This is a genomic window from Sinorhizobium sp. CB7, assembly GCF_041357635.1.
In the GTDB taxonomy this organism is placed as follows: domain Bacteria; phylum Pseudomonadota; class Alphaproteobacteria; order Rhizobiales; family Rhizobiaceae; genus Rhizobium.
This window is the reverse complement of sequence record NZ_JAULLL010000002.1, coordinates 157211-176386: the sequence shown is the minus strand read 5'-3', so window position 1 is coordinate 176386 and position 19176 is coordinate 157211. Positions and strand designations below refer to the sequence as shown.

At 58.9% G+C, this 19176-nt stretch carries 21 protein-coding genes; 11 read left to right on the top strand and 10 right to left on the bottom strand.

Features of this window, described 5'->3' with window-relative positions; all coding sequences use genetic code 11:
• Nucleotides 1-91 precede the first annotated feature (91 nt).
• Nucleotides 92-556, bottom strand: a complete 465-nt coding sequence (locus AAE029_RS05000; RefSeq protein ID WP_371072098.1) for an Lrp/AsnC family transcriptional regulator — start codon at nt 554-556, stop codon at nt 92-94.
• Nucleotides 557-717: 161 nt separating this feature from the next.
• Between AAE029_RS05000 and AAE029_RS04995 the strand changes: the two genes are divergently transcribed.
• The 4 genes from AAE029_RS04995 (at nt 718) to AAE029_RS04980 (ending at nt 4485) form a co-directional block, all read left to right on the top strand.
• Nucleotides 718-1437, top strand: a complete 720-nt coding sequence (locus AAE029_RS04995; RefSeq protein WP_371071702.1) for an aspartate/glutamate racemase family protein — start codon at nt 718-720, stop codon at nt 1435-1437.
• Between the two features lie 60 nt (nt 1438-1497).
• A complete protein-coding gene (locus AAE029_RS04990) occupies nt 1498-2430 on the top strand; it encodes a GNAT family N-acetyltransferase (protein WP_371071701.1) in 933 nt (310 codons plus the stop codon).
• Between the two features lie 180 nt (nt 2431-2610).
• Nucleotides 2611-3225, top strand: coding sequence for a TetR/AcrR family transcriptional regulator (locus tag AAE029_RS04985; protein ID WP_371071700.1), 615 nt, complete (start codon nt 2611-2613; stop codon nt 3223-3225).
• Nucleotides 3226-3276: 51 nt separating this feature from the next.
• Nucleotides 3277-4485 (top strand): MFS transporter, encoded by a 1209-nt coding sequence (locus tag AAE029_RS04980; RefSeq protein ID WP_371071699.1) that lies wholly within the window; start codon nt 3277-3279, stop codon nt 4483-4485.
• Between the two features lie 55 nt (nt 4486-4540).
• Here the strand turns inward: AAE029_RS04980 and AAE029_RS04975 are convergent, their stop codons facing one another.
• Nucleotides 4541-4957: a winged helix-turn-helix transcriptional regulator gene (locus AAE029_RS04975; protein WP_371071698.1), complete on the bottom strand. Its 417-nt coding sequence runs from the start codon at nt 4955-4957 to the stop codon at nt 4541-4543.
• 127 nt (nt 4958-5084) lie between these two features.
• Here AAE029_RS04975 and AAE029_RS04970 point away from each other — a divergent pair, with 127 nt between their 5' ends.
• Entirely contained in the window at nt 5085-5972 is an 888-nt protein-coding gene (locus AAE029_RS04970; RefSeq protein WP_371071697.1) for an SDR family oxidoreductase, read from the top strand.
• Nucleotides 5973-6023: 51 nt separating this feature from the next.
• Here AAE029_RS04970 and AAE029_RS04965 read toward each other — a convergent pair whose 3' ends face one another.
• The gene (locus AAE029_RS04965; protein ID WP_371071696.1) at nt 6024-6776 is read right to left on the bottom strand and encodes a pyridoxine 5'-phosphate synthase; all 753 of its coding nucleotides are present in this window, start codon (nt 6774-6776) and stop codon (nt 6024-6026) included.
• A 369-nt stretch (nt 6777-7145) separates the two neighbouring features.
• On the opposite strand from AAE029_RS04965, the gene AAE029_RS04960 reads away from it, so the two are divergent.
• The gene (locus AAE029_RS04960; RefSeq protein WP_371071695.1) at nt 7146-7838 is read left to right on the top strand and encodes a MerR family transcriptional regulator; all 693 of its coding nucleotides are present in this window, start codon (nt 7146-7148) and stop codon (nt 7836-7838) included.
• A 45-nt stretch (nt 7839-7883) separates the two neighbouring features.
• Here the strand turns inward: AAE029_RS04960 and AAE029_RS04955 are convergent, their stop codons facing one another.
• Nucleotides 7884-9011 carry an ATP-dependent RecD-like DNA helicase gene (locus tag AAE029_RS04955; protein WP_371071694.1) on the bottom strand — a complete coding sequence of 376 codons (1128 nt, stop codon included), beginning with the start codon at nt 9009-9011 and terminating at the stop codon, nt 7884-7886.
• Nucleotides 9012-9146: 135 nt separating this feature from the next.
• Here AAE029_RS04955 and AAE029_RS04950 point away from each other — a divergent pair, with 135 nt between their 5' ends.
• Genes AAE029_RS04950 through AAE029_RS04940 form a run of 3 tightly spaced genes read left to right on the top strand, consistent with a single transcriptional unit; the run spans nt 9147 to nt 10847 of the window.
• Nucleotides 9147-9527, top strand: a complete 381-nt coding sequence (locus AAE029_RS04950; protein WP_371071693.1) for a hypothetical protein — start codon at nt 9147-9149, stop codon at nt 9525-9527.
• Entirely contained in the window at nt 9511-10065 is a 555-nt protein-coding gene (locus AAE029_RS04945) for an RNA polymerase sigma factor (protein WP_371071692.1), read from the top strand. The genes AAE029_RS04950 and AAE029_RS04945 overlap by 17 nt, the downstream gene beginning before the upstream one ends.
• Nucleotides 10062-10847, top strand: coding sequence for an anti-sigma factor (locus AAE029_RS04940; protein WP_371071691.1), 786 nt, complete (start codon nt 10062-10064; stop codon nt 10845-10847). Before AAE029_RS04945 ends, AAE029_RS04940 begins: the two co-directional genes overlap by 4 nt.
• Before the next feature lie 3 nt (nt 10848-10850).
• On the opposite strand, the gene AAE029_RS04935 is transcribed toward AAE029_RS04940, so the two are convergent.
• The 4 genes from AAE029_RS04935 to AAE029_RS04920 form a co-directional block, all read right to left on the bottom strand.
• Nucleotides 10851-11240 (bottom strand): nitrile hydratase accessory protein, encoded by a 390-nt coding sequence (locus tag AAE029_RS04935; protein WP_371071690.1) that lies wholly within the window; start codon nt 11238-11240, stop codon nt 10851-10853.
• Entirely contained in the window at nt 11209-11868 is a 660-nt protein-coding gene (gene nthB, locus AAE029_RS04930) for a nitrile hydratase subunit beta (protein WP_371071689.1), read from the bottom strand. Before nthB ends, AAE029_RS04935 begins: the two co-directional genes overlap by 32 nt.
• Nucleotides 11865-12440 (bottom strand): nitrile hydratase subunit alpha, encoded by a 576-nt coding sequence (gene nthA / locus AAE029_RS04925; RefSeq protein ID WP_371072097.1) that lies wholly within the window; start codon nt 12438-12440, stop codon nt 11865-11867. The genes nthB and nthA overlap by 4 nt, the downstream gene beginning before the upstream one ends.
• Nucleotides 12441-12665: 225 nt before the next feature.
• A complete protein-coding gene (locus AAE029_RS04920) occupies nt 12666-13259 on the bottom strand; it encodes a LysE family translocator (protein WP_371071688.1) in 594 nt (197 codons plus the stop codon).
• Between the two features lie 171 nt (nt 13260-13430).
• On the opposite strand from AAE029_RS04920, the gene AAE029_RS04915 reads away from it, so the two are divergent.
• On the top strand, nt 13431-14279 hold the full coding sequence (locus AAE029_RS04915) for an aldo/keto reductase (protein WP_371071687.1): 849 nt from the start codon (nt 13431-13433) through the stop codon (nt 14277-14279).
• 36 nt (nt 14280-14315) lie between these two features.
• On the opposite strand, the gene ilvN is transcribed toward AAE029_RS04915, so the two are convergent.
• Together ilvN and AAE029_RS04905 are read right to left on the bottom strand one after the other, a co-directional pair.
• Nucleotides 14316-14888, bottom strand: a complete 573-nt coding sequence (gene ilvN, locus AAE029_RS04910; protein WP_371071686.1) for an acetolactate synthase small subunit — start codon at nt 14886-14888, stop codon at nt 14316-14318.
• Between the two features lie 22 nt (nt 14889-14910).
• Entirely contained in the window at nt 14911-16704 is a 1794-nt protein-coding gene (locus tag AAE029_RS04905; RefSeq protein ID WP_371071685.1) for an acetolactate synthase 3 large subunit, read from the bottom strand.
• Nucleotides 16705-17058: 354 nt separating this feature from the next.
• Here AAE029_RS04905 and AAE029_RS04900 point away from each other — a divergent pair, with 354 nt between their 5' ends.
• Nucleotides 17059-19110 carry an ATP-binding protein gene (locus AAE029_RS04900; protein WP_371071684.1) on the top strand — a complete coding sequence of 684 codons (2052 nt, stop codon included), beginning with the start codon at nt 17059-17061 and terminating at the stop codon, nt 19108-19110.
• The last annotated feature ends 66 nt before the right edge of the window (nt 19111-19176 follow it).

Sequence of the window (19176 nt, the reverse complement as noted above, 5' to 3'; positions counted from 1 at the left end):
GTCATCCTACCCGGCCCTAATTTCGGGATTATCCACCGCCTGGACAACGGGCTTTTCCGCATGGCTCCCGTGCCGAGACGGCTCACCGCCTTTACTGAGCATAGGATACCGGTATGGTAACGCCGCTCTTCATTTCTTCCATGGAAATCGAGGCGGCAACGTCAAACAATTCGACCTGGCGGATGATCTTCTTATAGATGACGTCGTAGTGCTCGACGCGCGGCAGCGCGATCTTGAGGATGTAATCGTAATTGCCGGTCAGCCGATGTGCCTCGACGATCTCGGGAATATCGCAGATCGCTTTGCGGAAGATGTCGATCCATTCGTCGGAATGACGCGCGGTCTTGACGAGCGCGAAGACGGTCGTCGGTACCGCCATCCTCTCGCGATCCAGCACCACGATCCGGCGGGCGATGTGACCGCTTTCTTCAAGTCGTTGGATGCGCCGCGAACAGGCTGAGACGGAAAGGGCTACCTTCTCGGCCAAGTCAGTTACAGATATGCCGGCGTCGACCTGGAGCAACTCGAGAATCTTTCTGTCACGATCATCCAGCATCAGCGGGGAGCCTTTCATTGTGGCGCGAATTTTTTGCAACATATGGGCTATTCTTGCAAAAATACATCGCAGACATATCTTTTGTGACAAGCAATTGCACACACCTTGCGCAGCTGCTGGTGCATGGTTGCTGGCTTACAGAGGCACCGGAGGATGCGGAAATGCGGACAATCGGCCTGATCGGCGGCATGAGCTTCGAAAGTTCTGCAGTCTACTATCGCCTGATCAATGAAATGGTACGGAAAAACCGCGGCGGACTGGCCTCGGCGGAACTCGTCATGCATTCCGTGAACTTCGAGGAAATCGTCGCCCTGCAAAAGGCCGGCGACTGGCACATGGCCGCAGCACGACTGGGTGACGTGGCGCTCCGTCTGCAGATTGCCGGTGCGCGTTGCATTCTCATCTGCGCAAACACCATGCATCTGATTGCCGACAAGGTTGCATCGCGCATTTCCATTCCGTTGATCCACATAGTCGATGAAACCGCGAAATGCTTGCATGCAACAGGCTGCAGGCGCCCACTCCTGCTCGCCACGCGATATACGATGGAGCACGGTTTCTACCAGGATCGCATGGAGAGCCTCGGCATCGATGTCGTGGTTCCGGATGCCGCCGACCGCACCACCTTGCACGATATCATCTTCAATGAACTTTGCGCCGGAAGGGTACTGGACAGCTCGCGCGACAAACTCATGACGATGATAGAGCGCGGCATCCTTCAGGGAGCCGACAGCGTCATATTCGGCTGTACCGAGATCGGCCTGATCCTTGATCCGGGAAAGCTGCCGCTCCCTGGCTTCGACACGGCGGAAATTCATGCGGCGGCCGCAGTGAATTTCGCTCTCGGCGAACCGAAAGCGATCGATATCTGTGCCGCTTAAAAATACTTGACTCAGTCAATTAATTGCAGGACAGAGTCTCCAAATATTGGAGGCCCTGCCATGTCCGCTACTGCCAGTCTCGCCACTATCGAAGCCGTCCGCGACTTCAATCGCTTCTATACGAATTTCCTCGGCGTCCTGACCAAGGCCTATCTCGACAGCCCCTATACGCTGACCGACGCACGCGTGCTCTATGAAATCGGCGCTCATAACGGCATCGCCGCCGCGGCATTGACACGCGACCTGCATATCGATCCGGCCTATTTGAGCCGCATCGTGAAGCGATTCCGTAACGAGGGCCTGGTCGAGACACGGTCAGACCCGGCTGACCTTAGAAGCCAGATCATCATGGTCACCGAAAAGGGAAAGGCCCAGTTCGAGGAGCTCGGACAGCGCTCCAACGCGCAGATTGCCGGCCATTTCGAAAATCTTGAGAGCGGCGAGCCGGAGCGCGTCGTCGTGGCCATGCGGGCGATCCGCGCCATTCTCGATCCGAAGGAGCGGAAATCCGATGCGCCGGCCATCATTCGCGCCCATCGTCCGGGCGACATCGGCTGGATCGTCCAGAGCCAGGGTCGCTTCTATGCGGAGGAATATGGTTGGGACATGCGCTTCGAGGGTCTGGTTGCGGACGTTGCCGGACGCTTTCTGGCCGGCTTCGACCCGGCAAAGGAATATTGCTGGATCGCCGAGCGGGGCGGCATCAATGTCGGCTCAGTCCTTGTCACCAATGGTGGCGATGGCGTTGCGAAACTGCGCCTCCTCTATGTCGACAAGGCCGCGCGTGGCCTCGGGCTCGGCAAACTCCTCGTCGAAGAATGCATCCGGTTTTCGAGGCAGGCCGGTTATCGGCAGCTCTCGCTTTGGACCAACGACATTCTCGAAGCGGCCCGCGGCATCTATATCCAGAAGGGCTTCCGACTTGTCTCCGAGGAGAGACATAACATGTTCGGTCCGCAGTTGAACGGACAAACCTGGGTTCTCGATCTATAGAAGGCTGCGCCAAGCAATTACAGGAAAAGGCGAAGCGGTTTTCCGTTCGGAATTGCGTAAGACAAAGCTTCGAACGATTCAGCGCTTCCATGAAAAGCTGAACCGCTCGAAGGGCACCAAATTGCTGCAATGCAGAAAAAATCACTTGATTTGGAAACGATCGTTTCCTAAAAGAGCGGCATGACAACCGCGACACTTACCTCTTCCCGACTCCGCGGGCGACCGCGTGAATTCGATCTCGATGACGCGCTCGACAAGGCATTGCGCGTCTTCTCGGAGCGTGGCTACTACGCCGCGTCGATCAGCGAACTTACCGAAGCCATGAAACTGACTTCAGGCAGCGTCTACAAGGCATTCGGTGACAAGCGTGGTATTTTCATTGCCGTCCTTGACCGTTATCGGCTCGTTCGTCGTCAGTTGATGGAGGAAGGCATAGCCGCGGTACACACCGGGCACGACAAGGTCCGGCAGATGCTGATCTTCTACGCCGATTCCTCGCACGGCGTCGTCGGCCGCCAAGGTTGCCTCGTCGTCGGAAGTGCCACGGAACTCGCCCTTTTCGACGCGGAAGTCGCCGAGCGTGTCGCTGCCGCCTTCGATAAGGACGAGCAATTGCTCGATGATCTCATCCGGCTCGGCCAGGCCGATGGCTCCATCCCGGCTGCTATCGACAGTCGCGATGCGGCGCGCACTCTTCTGTGCCTCATGAAGGGCATGCGCCTTGCCGGTAAGACAGGCCGCTCTCGCGAGGAAATGACGGCCGTCGCCGAGACTGCAATGAAAATACTGGCATGAGCTTCATGCGATTTGACGGGAAATTCCTTTATTCCAGAATTGGAGTTTGAAATGATTGTATCGACCGCCACAGAGCAGACCGCGATCCCGCGCTCGATCTCACCGTGGATGACATTCCTTTTTGCCGCCGCCTGTGGGCTGGTGGCTGCCAACCTCTATTACGGCCAGCCGCTCGCCGGTCCCATCAGCGCAGCACTCGGCTTCACACCGGCCGCCACCGGTCTCATCGTAACATTGACCCAGATCGGCTACGGGCTCGGCCTGCTGCTGATCGTGCCGCTCGGCGACCTGCTGGAAAACCGCCGGCTCGTTTTGACGTTGATTATCATCTCCGCGGTTGCCCTCGTCGGCGGCGCGCTGTCATCGACGCCGACCGCCTTTCTAATCGCATCGCTCTGTATCGGCCTCGCCTCCGTCGCGGTACAGGTGCTCGTACCCTTTGCCGCGCACATGGCGCCGGATGCGATCCGCGGCCAAGTCGTCGGCAATGTCATGAGCGGGCTCCTTTGCGGCATCATGCTGGCGCGGCCGTTCGCGAGCTTCCTCGCTGAAGCTTCCTCCTGGCACGTTGTATACCTTGCCTCTGCCGCCATCATGATCGTTCTGGCAGTCATATTGCGGGCCAACCTGCCGGTTCGCGTACCCCATACCAGGCTGCGTTACGGCCAGCTTCTCGCCTCCATGGGTCACCTCGCCTTGCATACGCCTGTGCTGCAGCGCAGGGCGCTCTATCAGGCCTGCATGTTCGGCGCCTTCAGCCTGTTCTGGACGACAACGCCGTTGCTGCTTGCAGGACCGGCCTTCGGCCTGTCCCAGAATGGCATTGCCCTCTTTGCACTCGCGGGTGCTGCCGGCGCTATTGCCTCTCCGATTGCCGGAAGGCTGGCGGATCGAGGCCATACGAAGCGCGCAACGACGCTTGCCATGGGACTCGGCATCGTTGCCTTTCTCATAAGCCATTTTGCGCAGGATGGATCGATGCTGGCGCTTGGGCTGCTGACGCTTTCTGCCATTCTTCTCGATTTCGGCGTCACCACCAGCATGGTCTGCGGTCAGCGCTCCATCTACGCGCTGAGCGCCGAGCACCGCAGCCGCCTGAACGGTCTCTATATGGCGACCTTCTTCGCAGGCGGTGCCTTTGCCTCGGCGATCGGCGGATGGGCCTATGCCACCGGCGGCTGGAACCTCACAGCCTGGATCGGCCTGTGCTTCCCGCTTGTCGCGTTGCTGTATTTTGCGACAGAGCGCGACGGCAAATGATGATCAAGCGTCGGCCCTCAGCAATTCAAAGTGCTGCAGGCCGACGCTTCTCTCATCAATGTTCGGCGGAGTCGAAACGGGTACGTGCCGCGCGCACGGCATCATGATTGGCTTCCGCCCAGTTCAGCAGCTGTGCCAGCGGTTGATAAAGCGACCGACCGAGATCGGTCATTCGATATTCCACGCTTGGCGGCTTCGTCGGAAAGACTTCACGCTCGATATAGCCGTCCCGCTGCAGATCCCGCAGCGTCTGCGTCAGCATACGCTGGGAGATATCCGGTATCATGCGGCGCAACTCGCCAAAGCGATAAGGCTGTTGTGCCAGTGCCTCCAGCAGCAATGTCGACCATTTGCCGCCGATCTGCTGCAGCATGTCCCGCACCGGACAGTTGGTAAAGTCGAGCTTGCTGAGATCGACCTGGCGGATGCGCTCCGAGCTCTTGCCTTTGATATTGACGACGGCTCCGCTCATGGTGGTTCCCTTTTGGTAACGTAGGGCGGAAAAACTGCCTTCTTTACAGCCTCAAGTCAATTCCTATTCTAGTGTTACTCTCTTTTTGAGACCACCTCATCCGAGGCGGCAACACCAGAGGAAGACCATGAGCCATAGCATTCTCGTTACCGGCGCCGCCGGCCAGCTCGGACAAAGGGTGATCCATCACCTGCTGGAGACCTACAAGGTTTCGCCATCCGATATCGTCGCGGCAACCCGCAATCCGGACAAGCTCACTGATATCGCGGCAAGAGGCGTCCGGGTCCGCAAGGCAGACTTCGATGATGCCGCCGGCCTTGAGACCGCCTTTGCCGGGATCGACCGCTTGCTGATTATCAGCACCGATACGCTCGATAGACCCGGTGCCCGCATCGCTCAGCACAAGACGGCCGTTGCCGCCGCCGCAAAAGCCGGCGTCAAGCACCTGTTTTATACGTCGATGCCAGCTCCGGACAATTCGCTCGTAAGCTTTGCGCCCGATCATCTCGGAACGGAACAGGCGATCAAGGCAAGCGGGCTGCCCTACACCATTTTCCGCAATGCTTGGTACATGGACAATTTCCTGCACTCCATGCCGCACAACCTTCAGGTCGGCAGCTGGTATACCGCGACCGGCGAAGGCCGCGTGGCCAATATTTCGCGCGATGACTGCGCTATCGCCATTGCCGCCGCACTTGCTTCGAATGCGGCGGAAAACGCTGTCTACACGCTGACCGGTTCGCAATCACTGACCAATGACGAGATTGCAGCCACCGTTTCAGAAGCCTCCGGCAAGCCGCTGAAGGCTGTCCATGTCAATGACGAACAGCTCGCTGCAGGCCTGACCGGGGCGGGCCTGCCGTCATTTGTGGTCGATATGCTGGTTTCGGCCGACGCCAATACACGCGCCGGCAACTTCGATATCATCACGGTGGACTTCAAGAAGCTGACCGGCAAGGAGCCGCAATTGCTGAAGGATTTCTTCGTGCAGCATAAGGCCGAACTGACGGCCTGATCTTCAAGGCAAAATTGCCTGCGAGAGGCCAGCGTCGCGGGCCTTTCGAAATCAGACCTTTTCGCCACATGCACGGCGGAAGCGGCGGACAGTCTCTGCCATACCGTATTCCAACGCATCCGCCGTCAGCCCATGACCGATCGATACTTCCGCAAGCTGCGGAATGCGTTTTATCAGCGGTGGCAGGTTGGCGACGGTGAGATCGTGTCCGGCATTGACGGCAAGACCGACAGCAATCGCCGCATCCGCGGTCCTGCCGAGCGCCTCAAGGATCGGCGCCGCCCGTTCGGGCGCATCGAAACAGCCACCATAGGGACCGGTGTAGAGCTCGATCCGGTCCGCGCCCGTCGCCTTGGCGGCCGCCGCCGCATCGACATCGCCGTCCCCGTCTGCAAACAGCGACACACGGCATCCCATCTTCTTCAGCTTCGCGACGATATCCGCCAGGAAGGCCTGATGCTTGCGGAAATCCCAGCCGTGATCGGACGTCGCCTGCGACGGGTCATCCGGGACAAGCGTCACCTGCTCCGGCTCGGCGCCCGCGCACAGATCGAGAAATTCCTCCGTAGGGTAGCCTTCGATATTGAATTCCGCCTGCGGGAATTCATCATCGATAAGGTTCCGGATCGTCGGAAGATCGGAAAAACGGATATGCCGCTGATCGGGACGCGGATGGACCGTCAGGCCGCTTGCACCAGCCTGTAGCGCGATACGTCCGATCCCTTCCACGCTCGGCCATGGCAGGTCACGCCGGTTGCGCAGCATAGCGACCGCATTGAGGTTCACGGAGAGTTTGGTTGGCATGATGGAGATCCAATTGGCGACCGAGGCATGTTTGCTTTTATGCCAAACCCACCGCCTGTCGCCAACGAGATTCCTGCATGGATCGATGCAAAAGTTTGATGGAAATACGACCTTCCCTGTATCCCGACGATCGGATGATAAGGATCGCTCGCCTTCGCCCCGCATTTGCTATCCCATTTGAAAACGATTACTTTTAGCACTTACAATTATAAGAATTCGGCTTAGCTTGTCGGGAGTTCAGTAACGCCGCCACACCGCTGCTTCCCGAAAAAGAAAAGGCCAACAGTAACCCCAGCGCGCCGAAAGAGAAGCAGCGCGTAAAACCAGATGAGGTGATCAGACAGCATTCTACGATCCAAGGAGGAGTTCATGCCTGACGGTTCCAAACGCCAGTTTGATGCCGCCAGCCTCGCGTCAGAGGCCCGATCGAAATATCGTTTCCTGCCCGCAGCCGCATTGCCGCCAGACTTGCCGGACGATCCTGTGCCGATCGCCGATATGGCAAATGCGTTCGGCGTCACCCACCGGACACTGCATTTTTATGAGGAGAAAGGCCTGATCTCGGCCGGCCGTATTGGCCTCATGCGGGTCTACAGCCAGGAGGATGTGTTACGCATGGCCGTGATCAACGTCTGCCGCGAGACAGGCATGCCGATCGCAGTCATTCAGGAATTGATGCAGGATCTGCGCGAGGCGGAATCTCAGGAGGATGCGGAAGCGACTTTCCGAGAAGCGCTGACCGTTCGTAAGCGTGAACTGACGGCCGAAATGTCGACGCTGCATCGACAGCTTCAGCAGGTGGGGGACCTGCTTGACGATGAGGCGGGAAGCGACATTCCCCCGCTCAATGACAATGAGGACAGGTCGAGCCTGACCGAACAGGAAAAGCACTGCCTCAAACTGATGGCCGAAGGCTACTCCACGCAGAGGATCGCTCGCGCACTTGAACTGACGCATGAAGAAACGGTCGCGCTCGAGGCCGAGATCATCCGGAAGTTCCGCGCAAACAACCGCTTTCAGGCTGTCGCCAAGGCCGTTTTGCTCGGCATCGTGAAAACGTGAATTCTAGCCGGAATGATGCGGCCGCCACCGCATTTTTCCGACTGCCTAGCGAACGATCGTCAGTGTTTCCGCCGCCCGCGTAATCGCGGTATAAAGCCACCGCTCGCGCGTATCCCGGAATGCCCAGCTCTCATCGAACAGCACGACATTGTTCCATTGCGAACCTTGCGCCTTGTGCACCGTCAGAGCATAGCCGTAATCGAACTCGTCATAGCGCTTACGCGTCGACCAGGGGATTTCCCCTTCCACATCCTCGAAAGCTTGCTTCAGGAGCTTGATCTTCGCCGCACCCCGGTCCATGTCGTCGTCTTCCGGCCGGACCAGGAGATTGATGCCGGGTTTGGTCGTCTCCTTCGACGAAGTCATCACCTGCCACAGCGAACCGTTGAGCAATCCCTTCGCCGGATCGTTGCGCAGACATACCAGCTTGTCGCCTGTCTGCGGATATTCGGCGGAAAATCCTTTAAGCTCACGCAGGCGCTGATTGTAGCGCCGCCGCGTCCGGTTCGTTCCCACCAGCACCTGATCGGCATCGAGCACCAGAGGCTGCGTAACCTCGTTCTTTGAGATTACCTGCGCAGTTCCGTAGTCGCCATGCATGATCTCCTTGCCCTCGCGCACGTGCATTGCCAGCTGGATGATCGGATTGTCCCGCGCCTGCCGGTGAATGTCCGTCAATAGATAGTCCGGCTCCTGATTGGTGAAGTATCCGCCCCCGCTCACCGGCGGCAACTGTCCCGGATCGCCAAGGACGAGGATCGGCGTGCCGAAGCTCATCAGGTCCTTGCCCAGCGCTTCGTCCACCATCGAGCATTCATCGACGATAATGAGTGCCGCCTTCGCGACCGGGCTCTGTCGATTGATCGAGAACATCGGCGCGATTGAGGTCTTGCCGGTTTCCTCATCCTCGACCGCCTCTTCACCGCGTGGCCGGTAGATCAGGGAATGGATGGTCTTGGCGTTGCTCGCGCCGCGCGAGCGCAGCACTTGAGCGGCCTTCCCCGTGAAGGCCGCAAACAACACGTCCCCGTCCACATGCTCGGCAAAATGGCGCGCAAGCGTCGTCTTTCCCGTTCCGGCGTAGCCGAAAAGGCGAAAGATTGGCGACGTCCCAGCCTTCAGCCAATCCGACACGGCCTTGAGAGCTTCGTCTTGTTGGGGCGCAAATTGCATGGTGGGACTTGGCAGGATTCGCAGGCGATAGGCAACCCTGAAAAAATACAGCAAAAGCCGGGAATAAAACATGGCCTTTGCGCATCTCATGGCCGGCACGCAAGACTGCATGCCGCAACACGTGAGGAGAGAATAATGAAAGCCGCGAAATTTCTGCCGATCCTGATCGGCGCAACCCTTGCAGCGACATTCGCCTTCGCCGCCGAACCGATAAAGACGGTCGATTCTTCGAAAGGAAAAGTTTTGGCCGGCGCCAACGGCATGACGCTCTATACTTTCAAGAAGGACACGAAGGGCGTCTCCAATTGCTATGACAACTGCGCAAAGAACTGGCCGCCGCTCGCGGCGGATGGAAATGCCAAGGCGGAGGGCGCATACTCGATCGTAGACCGTAAGGACGGTACCAAGCAGTGGGCCAAGGACGGCATGCCGCTCTATTTCTGGGTAAAGGACACGAAAATGGGTGATGTGACCGGCGACGGCGTAGGTGGCAACTGGGATGTCGCACGGCCCTAACGGCAACGACCAGGGCGCGGGAGGAGCTCTTCCTGCGCCCGACAGTTTCGAGGGACAGGTGCTGGCGCTCCTGCCTTCTCTGCGGCGTTATTCGCGCAGCCTCACGCGCTCCGATGTCGATGGTGAAGACCTGCTCCAGGATTGTGTGGAGATCGTGCTGTCGCGACGCGCGCAATGGCGCGGACTTAACCTGCGCGGCTGGATCCTGACGATCATGACGAATCTTTATCGCAGCGGTCGGCGCCAGCGCGGGCGCCAGACTTCACTCGATCTCGGCGAAGTAGCGGATATGCCGGCCGCCGATGCAAATGGCGATCCACTCGCGCGCGCGAAGCTCGAAGGTGCGCTGAACAGCCTCTCGGAGGAAAGCCGCGCCGTGCTGATGCTGGTGGTGGTCGAAGGCTATAGCTATCAGGAAGTGGCCACCATGCTCGACATCCCGATCGGCACAGTCATGTCACGACTGTCACGTGCCCGCCAACGACTGAGCGAGCGCATGAATGCCGACAATATCATTACGCTTCGGAGACCGAAATGAGCGATCCCATTCCCACCGTGAGCGAAGCGGATCTGCACGCCTATGCCGACGGATTGCTGTCGGAACCGGATCGCGCGCGCGTCGAGGCCTGGCTTCGGGACAATCCGGACGATGCTGCCAGGATCGCCGAATGGCAGACACAGAACGAAAGCATCAGGACGTTGTTTGCCGGCTATGAGACGAGCAAGGCATCCGACATCCTGCTTTTCGACGACGGGAAGGGACGAGAAGCGATCTGGAAATCCCGGCTGGCGACAGCGGCCGCAGCCGTTATCCTCTTCGCATTGGGCGTCGTCAGCGGCCACTACGGTCCCGCACTTTTCGAGAAGCCCGAATTGCAGCTCGCTTCGTCGGAAACGCTACCCAAGGAAGCACAATCCGCCTTTCTCGTTTATGCGAGCGAAGTACGTCACCCCGTCGAGGTCTTCGCCAATGAAGAAGCCCACCTTGCAGCCTGGCTTGGCAAGCGTCTCGCAATCCCGAACCTCAAGGTGCCTGATTTAAGATCGCTTGACTTTCGGCTTGTCGGCGGTCGGCTGCTGCCGGTGGATGGCAAGCCGGGCGCGATGTTCATGTATGAAAATCAGGCGGGCGAGCGGCTGACCGTCATGGTCGGCCGTAACAAGGAAAACAGAACGACAAGCTTCCGTTTCGCTTCAACCAATGAGGTCGAAACCTTTTACTGGATCGACGGAGAAATCGGCTACGCCGTCACCGGTGAAATCTCTCGTGACATGCTGCGACGGGTGGCAGAGGAATGTTACAGGCAATTCCCTTCATGATGCCTAGCGCTCAGGATCGTTTTCCAGCACGATCTGCATACCGTGCGGCGTTGCCTCCGCCGCACGCTTCCAGCATTCCTGCAGATGCAGGATCTCCTCCGTCTCGGCTATGCCGTTGTTGACAAGAAGTTCCGAAAGGGCTGCGACCCAGCAATCGAAATAGTCGCTGCCATCCTGCGCGCGGTCAGCTTTGTGAAGCTCAGCCGAAAGGCTTGCCGTCCATTCGCCCCAGGTAAAGACACCGTTCTGATGCAGGTGCACCGTCATGGCAAAGGCTTCCGCAGCCCAAGGCTCGGGAAACACCGGTTCACCTTCCGCCGATCTCGGCAGTTCCGGGGATTTGAGAAGTGGCGATGGTCTGTCAGACGGCTGCAAGATAGCTCTCCCACGCATCTATCGACACCGTCAATGATGGGTCAGCTCCCTCTCCCCAGATTTCCGCGGCATCGAAGACAACCGTATAGAGCCATTGCGGGTTTTCACCCTTTCCATGGGCATTGTCATCTGGAAAAACATAGGAGCCTTGCACCGCCTCGATGATACCGGTCTTCGCGCGTGCATAGCGGGGCAACCGGGTGTGGGTTGTCGGATTGAAATTCCGGGTCCGCACCCTGTCGCCCGGGGAAAAACGCGCCGGGGTGTCGACCGGCCGGTCGCAGGGCCCACCCTTGGCCAACACGCCGGGCACCATACCTGCCTTCAGCACGCGCTTCGGCACCCTGCCTTCTGTCTGCTTGTGCCCGGCATCGATCTCTTCGCCGGTCGCGAATCCGTGCCGCTGAAGGAGCACTTCGAGCGCTCTTGTCCAGATCTCGTAGTAGCTGGCGGAGAGATAGTCGGCCGGCGGAATATTTTCGCGGGTATAGCGGCTTTCATCGAGGGTCCAGGCGCCGAAGGCCCCACAGGAAAGCGTAAGCCCAAGTGCCCGCTTCTCCCATTCGGCATAGAAATAGGGTTCATCCTTCTCCGGCGCGACTGGCCCGAAACCCATCTGTCCGCCGAGATCGTGCGGTCCATTCATGCATGCTCTCCCGGCGTCTTTGCGACCGCAGTGCCGATCATGGCGTCCCTGCTGACGAGATCCGCAAGCTGATCCTCGCTCATTCCCTCGGTGCCCTCCGGCCGCTCAGGAATCACCAGGTAGCGCAATTCCGCGGTCGAATCCCAGACGCGGATTTTCTTGTCCTCCGGAAGGGTCAACCCAAATTCCGCAAGCACGCTGCGCGGATCGAGCACGGCACGCGAGCGGTAGGCTGGCGCCTTGTACCAGACCGGCGGCAAACCGAGCACTGCCCACGGATAGCAGGAGCAGAGCGTGCAGACGATCAGGTTATGCGTGTCCGGCGTATTGAACACCGCGCGCATGTGCTCGCCCTGACGGCCGGCATAGCCAAGGCTCGCGATCGCCGCCGTCGCATCCCTTTTCAACCATTCGGCGAAAACCGGATCGCTCCAGGCCTTCGCGACGACATGGGCGCCATTGCGGGGGCCGACCTTCGTTTCATAGGTCTCGACGATGACGTCGATCGCGCCGGGGTCAATCAATCCCTTTTCCGTGAGAAGCGTCTCGAGCGCCCTCACCCGCGCCTGCATGTCCGTGTACCGATTGTCGTGTTCATGATGGTGGGTGTGGTCGTCATGGTGATCGTTCAAGGTGGTATCTCCGTCCACGAACAGGCCGATAATACTAGGCTTTCGCAGTCTGACAGCCAAGAGTGAACTTCATTAACTCTGAGCCAGAAGATGCTCTGTCCCCTAAGGAGAACAAGCCGCGACGCCCCTCCAAACGGCAAAGCAACAGCTATTCTTGTCGCCAGCCTATCTCAGCATTGGCCAGAGGCTTAGGACCAAAAGAACAGCCATCGTGATGTTGAACCACTTGAGCCGCGCTGGATCGGACAGCCACTCCCGCAGCGCCGAACCGAACCCTGCCCAGGTGGAAACGCTGGGCAAGTTGACGACAGCGAAAGCGAAACCGACCAGAAGCACGCTGAGCAGATAAAGTTCGGGATTGGTGTAGGTCGCCATGGCCGTCACCGCCATGACCCAGGCCTTCGGATTGACCCACTGGAAGGCTGCCGCGCCGAGGAAGGACATCGGTTTCGTCCCGCTTTGCCCTTCGCCAATCGAGCGCGAGCTTGCGATCTTCCAGGCAATCCAGACGAGATAGGCTCCGCCTGCGAATTTGAGCGCCGTGTAGGCAGCCGGCACCATATGCAGCAATGCGCCCAGTCCGAGGCCGACCGCGAGAAGCAATGAAAGAAAACCCGCGGCGATGCCGAACATATGCGGAATCGTTCGGCGGAAGCCAAAATTAACGCCGGAAGCAAAGAGCATCATATTGTTCGGCCCCGGCGTGATCGAGGTGGTGAACGCAAACAGAACAAGAGCCAGAAATGTATCCAGCGGCATGAGACCTCCTGAGGCACATTCGTCCGCATGGGCATACGATGACGGCGCCTGAAACTTGTATGTCAACCTAGGGGCCACAGCTTCAGGACGCTACAAATTCATTGTCATGGTGACAGGTTTGCCCGAAACTCGGCCCGTGACTCAATCCTTGGACAGACAGGCAGATTCGCGATGCAGGACGATCCGATCCCCGATATTGCATTCCCTTCCGGCATCACCGTACCTGCCCTCGGCCAGGGGACCTGGAACATGGGTGAGAGCGCGTCGCGCTCGAAGAACGAGATCGAAAGCATTAGAGCCGGTATCGATCTCGGCATGACGCTGATTGATACGGCCGAAATGTATGCGGAAGGCGGCTCGGAGATGATCGTCGGGAAGGCAATCGAGGGCCGGCGTGAAGAGGTCTTTCTTGTCAGCAAGGTATATCCCGGAAATGCAAGTCGCAGCGGTGCAATCGCGGCATGCGAGCGCAGTCTCAAGCGAATGAAGACCGATAGAATCGACCTTTATCTGCTGCATTGGCGCGGCGGCCATCCGCTTGCCGAAACTGTCGAGGCCTTTGAGATCCTAAAGACATCCGGCAAGATCGGCGCCTGGGGTGTTTCGAATTTCGATGTCGACGATATGGAGGAACTGTTGCGGGTACCAAATGGTGGGAATGTCGCCGCCAATCAGGTGCTCTATAATCTTTCGCGCCGCGGCATCGAATTCGATCTCCTGCCCTGGTGCCAGGAACGCAATATTCCGATCATGGCCTATTCGCCGATCGAGCAGGGTCGGCTCGTGCATCATCCGGAACTCATTCGCATCGCCAAGGCCTATCAGGCGACACCGGCGCAAATCGCCCTCGCCTTCCTGCTCGAACGCGACGGCGTCATCGCCATTCCGAAGACCGCCACCGTCGCGCGCGCCGCCGAAAACCGCGATTGCGTATCGCTCGATATTACCGAGGAAGATTGGATCGCCCTGGATGAGGCCTTTCCGCCGCCGGCACGAAAAAAGCCGTTGGAGATGCTCTGATCCCAACGGCCCCGGCTCTCGCTCTCTGAGATAGTTTTACATGCCCTGCGGGCCGCGGTTCATGGCGGCAATGCCCGTCCGGCAGACCTCGATCAGACCGAGCGGCTTCATGATCGCCACGAACTGGTCGATCTTCGAGGATTTGCCCGTGATCTCGAAAATGAAGTGCTCGACCGTCGCATCCACGACTTTGGCGTGGAAGGCGTCGGCCAGGCGCAGCGTTTCGGCACGTGTCTCACCGCTGCCCACTACCTTGACCAGCGCCACTTCCCGCTCGATCGGCCGCTCCTGGCCGAGTTCGCGTGCCCTTACTGTCAGGTCCACGACACGGTGGACCGGAATGATGCGCTCGAGCTGCGCCTTGATCTGCTCCAACACCTGCGGCGTGCCGCCTGTCACGATCGTGATCCGCGACAGATGCGCCTGATGCTCGGTTTCGGAGACCGTGAGGCTCTCGATATTGTAGCCCCGGCCGGAGAAAAGGCCGATGACGCGTGCAAGCACGCCCGGTTCGTTGTCGACGAGCACCGAAAGCGTATGGCTTTCGGTAACCGCTGTTTCCGGTGAAATGAAATAGGCGGAGCCCGTCGGCTGAAGATGTGCGTTCATTGTTTCTGTCCCCTTCCGAAAATCAAACGAGCTGACGCCCCTTGGCATCAATGGCATTGGCGACAGCTTCGTCTGTCGCCTCGTCCGGCAGCAGCATCTCGTTATGAGCCTTGCCCGACGGAATCATCGGGAAGCAATTGGCGAGATTTGCGACACGGCAGTCGAAGATTACCGGCTTCTTGACGTCGATCATCTCCTGGATTGCGCCGTCCAGATCATCCGGCTTCTCGCAACGCAGGCCAACGGCGCCATAGGCTTCCGCCAGTTTGACGAAATCGGGCATTGCTTCCGTATAGGAATGCGACAGGCGATTGCCGTGCAGGAGCTGCTGCCACTGGCGGACCATGCCCATGTACTGATTGTTCATGATGAAGATCTTGATCGGCGCCTCGTGCTGGATGGCCGCCGACATTTCCTGAATGCACATCTGGATCGAGGCATCGCCCGCGATATCGATGACCAGGCTTTCCGGATGAGCGATCTGCACGCCGAGAGCGGCCGGCAGACCGTAACCCATGGTGCCGAGACCACCGGATGTCATCCAGCGGTTCGGTTCCTCGAAGCCGAGGAACTGCGCCGCCCACATCTGGTGCTGGCCGACTTCCGTCGTAAAGTAGGTATCGCGATGCTTAGTGAGCTCGTAGAGCCGCTCCAGCGCATATTGCGGCATGATCACATCGCTTCTCTTCGTATAGGCGAAGGAATTGCGCGCTCGCCAGCGTTCGATCTCCGCCCACCAGCCCTCGAGCCGCTTCTTTTCCGGCTTCTTCGGCAGCGCCCGCCAGAGCCGGATCATATCCTCCAGCACATTGCCGACATCGCCATGGATTCCGATATCGACACGAACGTTCTTGTTGATCGACGAGGGATCGATATCGATGTGGATCTTCTTCGAATTCGGTGAGAAGGCGCTGATACGGCCGGTGATGCGGTCGTCGAAACGCGCGCCGATGCAGACCATGACGTCGCAGTCATGCATCGCCATGTTCGCTTCGTAGGAGCCATGCATGCCAAGCATCTTCAGCCAGTTCTTACCGGAAGCGGGATAGGCGCCGAGGCCCATCAGCGTCGACGTGATCGGGAAATCCGTCAGCTCGACGAGTTCGCGCAACATCCTGGAGGCTTCGGGACCGGAGTTGATGACGCCGCCGCCGCTATAGATGACTGGACGTTGCGCACTGGCCATCAACTCGACCGCTTGCTTGATTCGGTTGAGATCGCCCTGAACCTTCGGCTGATAGCTCTTCTGAACAATGTGATCGGCCGGCGGCGTATAGGTGCCGGTGGCAAACTGGACATCCTTCGGAATATCGACGACGACGGGACCCGGACGGCCGGTCTGTGCGATGCGGAAAGCCTCGTGAATGACCGCAGCGAGCTCGTTGACGTTCTTGACCAGCCAGTTGTGCTTGGTACATGGGCGCGTAATTCCGACCGTATCGCATTCCTGGAAGGCATCCGAGCCGATGAGCGTGGTCGGCACTTGGCCGGTAAGGCAAACGATCGGAACGGAATCCATCAGCGCATCCTGAAGCGGCGTGACCGCATTGGTGGCTCCCGGGCCGGAGGTCACCAGCATCACACCCACCTTGCCGGTCGAGCGCGCATAACCCTCGGCCGCGTGACCGGCGCCTTGCTCATGGCGCACGAGAACGTGCTTGATCTCGTCCTGCTGGAAGATCTCGTCATAGATCGGCAGCACCGCGCCGCCTGGATAGCCGAAAATATGCTCGACGCCGTTATCCTTCAGTGCCTGCAGCACGATTTCCGCGCCCGTCATCTGATTGCCGCTGGTCTCGTTGTCTGTGCCCGTCATGCCTTTGTTCCGTTGCCTTGCTGGATGTTCAGGATGCTTGACGCCCGATTTCGGGCATAAAAAAAGGCTCCGTTGGGAGCCTGTCGTCTGGCGCATGGGTGGCTGTCGCCGGATGGTTACACCATCCTGCCCATGCGCCTTCCCACCACGATAAGAGCCATCGAGTTTTTCATGGGCGAGATTGATAGACAGAAAATTTCGGAGCGTCAACGCTTCCCGCAATAAAAAAACGCGGACGGTAAAAGCGCAAGGGCAATGCGCAACTTTTGACAAGTTCTTAAAACGGAATGGCATTGGAAGGATTTATTAAAGGATTGTTCATATGGTGGGCAACAAAAGCAGGGGGTTGCCCGATTGCTGAACAATGATTTGCAGGCATCCGGCAAAGCCGGCGAGCATGACCGCCGGGACAGCCAAAAGCCGGGAAACCGTTTCCTCGGCCGTGTTGTCGCGTGCAGCGGATCGCGCGCCACGATTGCCGCGGTCGCGGAAGAAGGCGGCACCGATCTGACCGAGCTATGGTCCGTTGGCCGCCTCATCTCCATCAGCGTCGGGAAGAACCGCGTCGTCGCATTGGTCTATTCGATGAATACCGGCGGCCATTCCTGGGGCGAAGGCCAGGACAACACCTTCAAGATCGAGACGGAACTGCTCGGCGAAGTGCGCGTCGATCCGGACGGACGCGAGGAGTTTTCCACCGGCATCTCGCGATATCCGTATCTGGGCGCGATCGCGCATCGCATCCGAGCAGCGGACCTGATGCGGATCTATGATGCCGGCAAAGGCACGACCGCTGTCATCGGAAAATTGACGCAGGATGAAAGCATCGACGCCGCCATCCACATCCCCTCCATGCTGTCGAAGCATTTTGCGGTCGTGGGGTCCACGGGTGTTGGTAAATCGACCGCCGTTTCGCTTCTCCTGCACAAGGCGATCGAAGCCGATCCAAAGCTGCGCGTCCTGATCCTCGATCCGCACAACGAATTTGCGGCCGCCTTTCCAAAACACGCCGTCGTTATAGACACGGACACACTCGATCTGCCCTTCTGGCTCATGCGGCTCGAGGAATTTGCGGAAGTGGTTTTTCGCGGACGTCCGCCGGTGCCGGAAGAGCTCGATATGCTGCGCGATCTGCTGCCGGACGCCAAGCGAGCCTTTCGCGGCAGTGACTCGTCCCTCGTCCGCCGTCAGGCGGAAAAAAGCTCGATCACGGCCGACACGCCGGTGCCCTATCGCATAGCGGACCTGCTGGCGCTTATCGACGAGCGCATCGGGCGCCTCGAGGGCCGTAACGAAAAGCCGTTTCTGCGCTCGCTGAAGATGCGCATCATCGCCGCCATCAACGATCCGCGTTACCATTTCATGTTCTCCAACAACACGATCAGCGATACGATCATGGAGACCATCGCGCAGATCTTCCGCATTCCCGGCGACGATCAGCCGATTTGCACCTTCCAGCTCGCCGGCATCCCTTCCGAAGTCGTCAATTCCGTTGCATCGGTGCTCTGCCGCATGGCTTTCGAAATTGCGCTCTGGAGCAACGGCGCGATCCACATGCTGGTCGTCTGCGAGGAAGCCCACCGCTACATCCCCTCCGATCCTTCACTTGGCTTCCTCCCGACGCGCCAGGCCATTGCCCGCATCGCCAAGGAGGGCCGCAAATATGGCGTCTCGCTCGGCATCATCACACAACGGCCGGGCGAGCTCGACCAGACCATCCTGTCGCAGTGCTCGACCCTTTTTGCCATGCGGCTCGCAAACGATCGGGACCAGGAAATCATTCGCTCGGCCATCCCCAATTCGTCGATCTCGACGACCAGCTTCATCTCATCGATCGGCAATGGCGAAGCAATCGCCTTTGGAGAGGCGATCTCGGTGCCAATGCGCATGCGTTTCCTGCGTGTGGAGGATCGCCTGCTGCCGCGAGCAAGCGGTGCAACCGTGAAGATCACCGAGGAGGATCCAGACAGCGTCGATCTGCGTACAATTGTCAGCCGAATGCGGGCCATCGGCGGTCCAGACATTTCCGCTTTTCAGCAATCCTATAACGCAGCACTCTCCGCTGCTAGTTTTCAGCCGGAGGACCAGTCCGAAGACGCCCGAGACGTGGGATTTGCCGATGTGGTTCCACGTCCCGAACCGGCGACAGCCAGTGCGCCTTCGATGGAACGCTATCGTCCCGATATGCTGCCGCGTGGAACGAACTCTGCCGATACGGCCAAAACGTCGATCGACAGCCGGCTTGCGGAACTCCGCCGCGAGATGCGGCAGGAGGAATGGCCGCCACAGCGTCCCGCCGCGTCGACCGAAAGCGGCAATGGATCTCTGTTCCGCCGTCCTGGCGGTCCCTCATTGCGTGACAGCATTCTGAAGAAACCGCTGAGCAGTCTCTACGAAAAGGAATGAATCTTTGCTGCGATTGCTAGTGCACGTCGCGCAAAAGTGTGCAGCGGTTTTGGACAACGACATGCA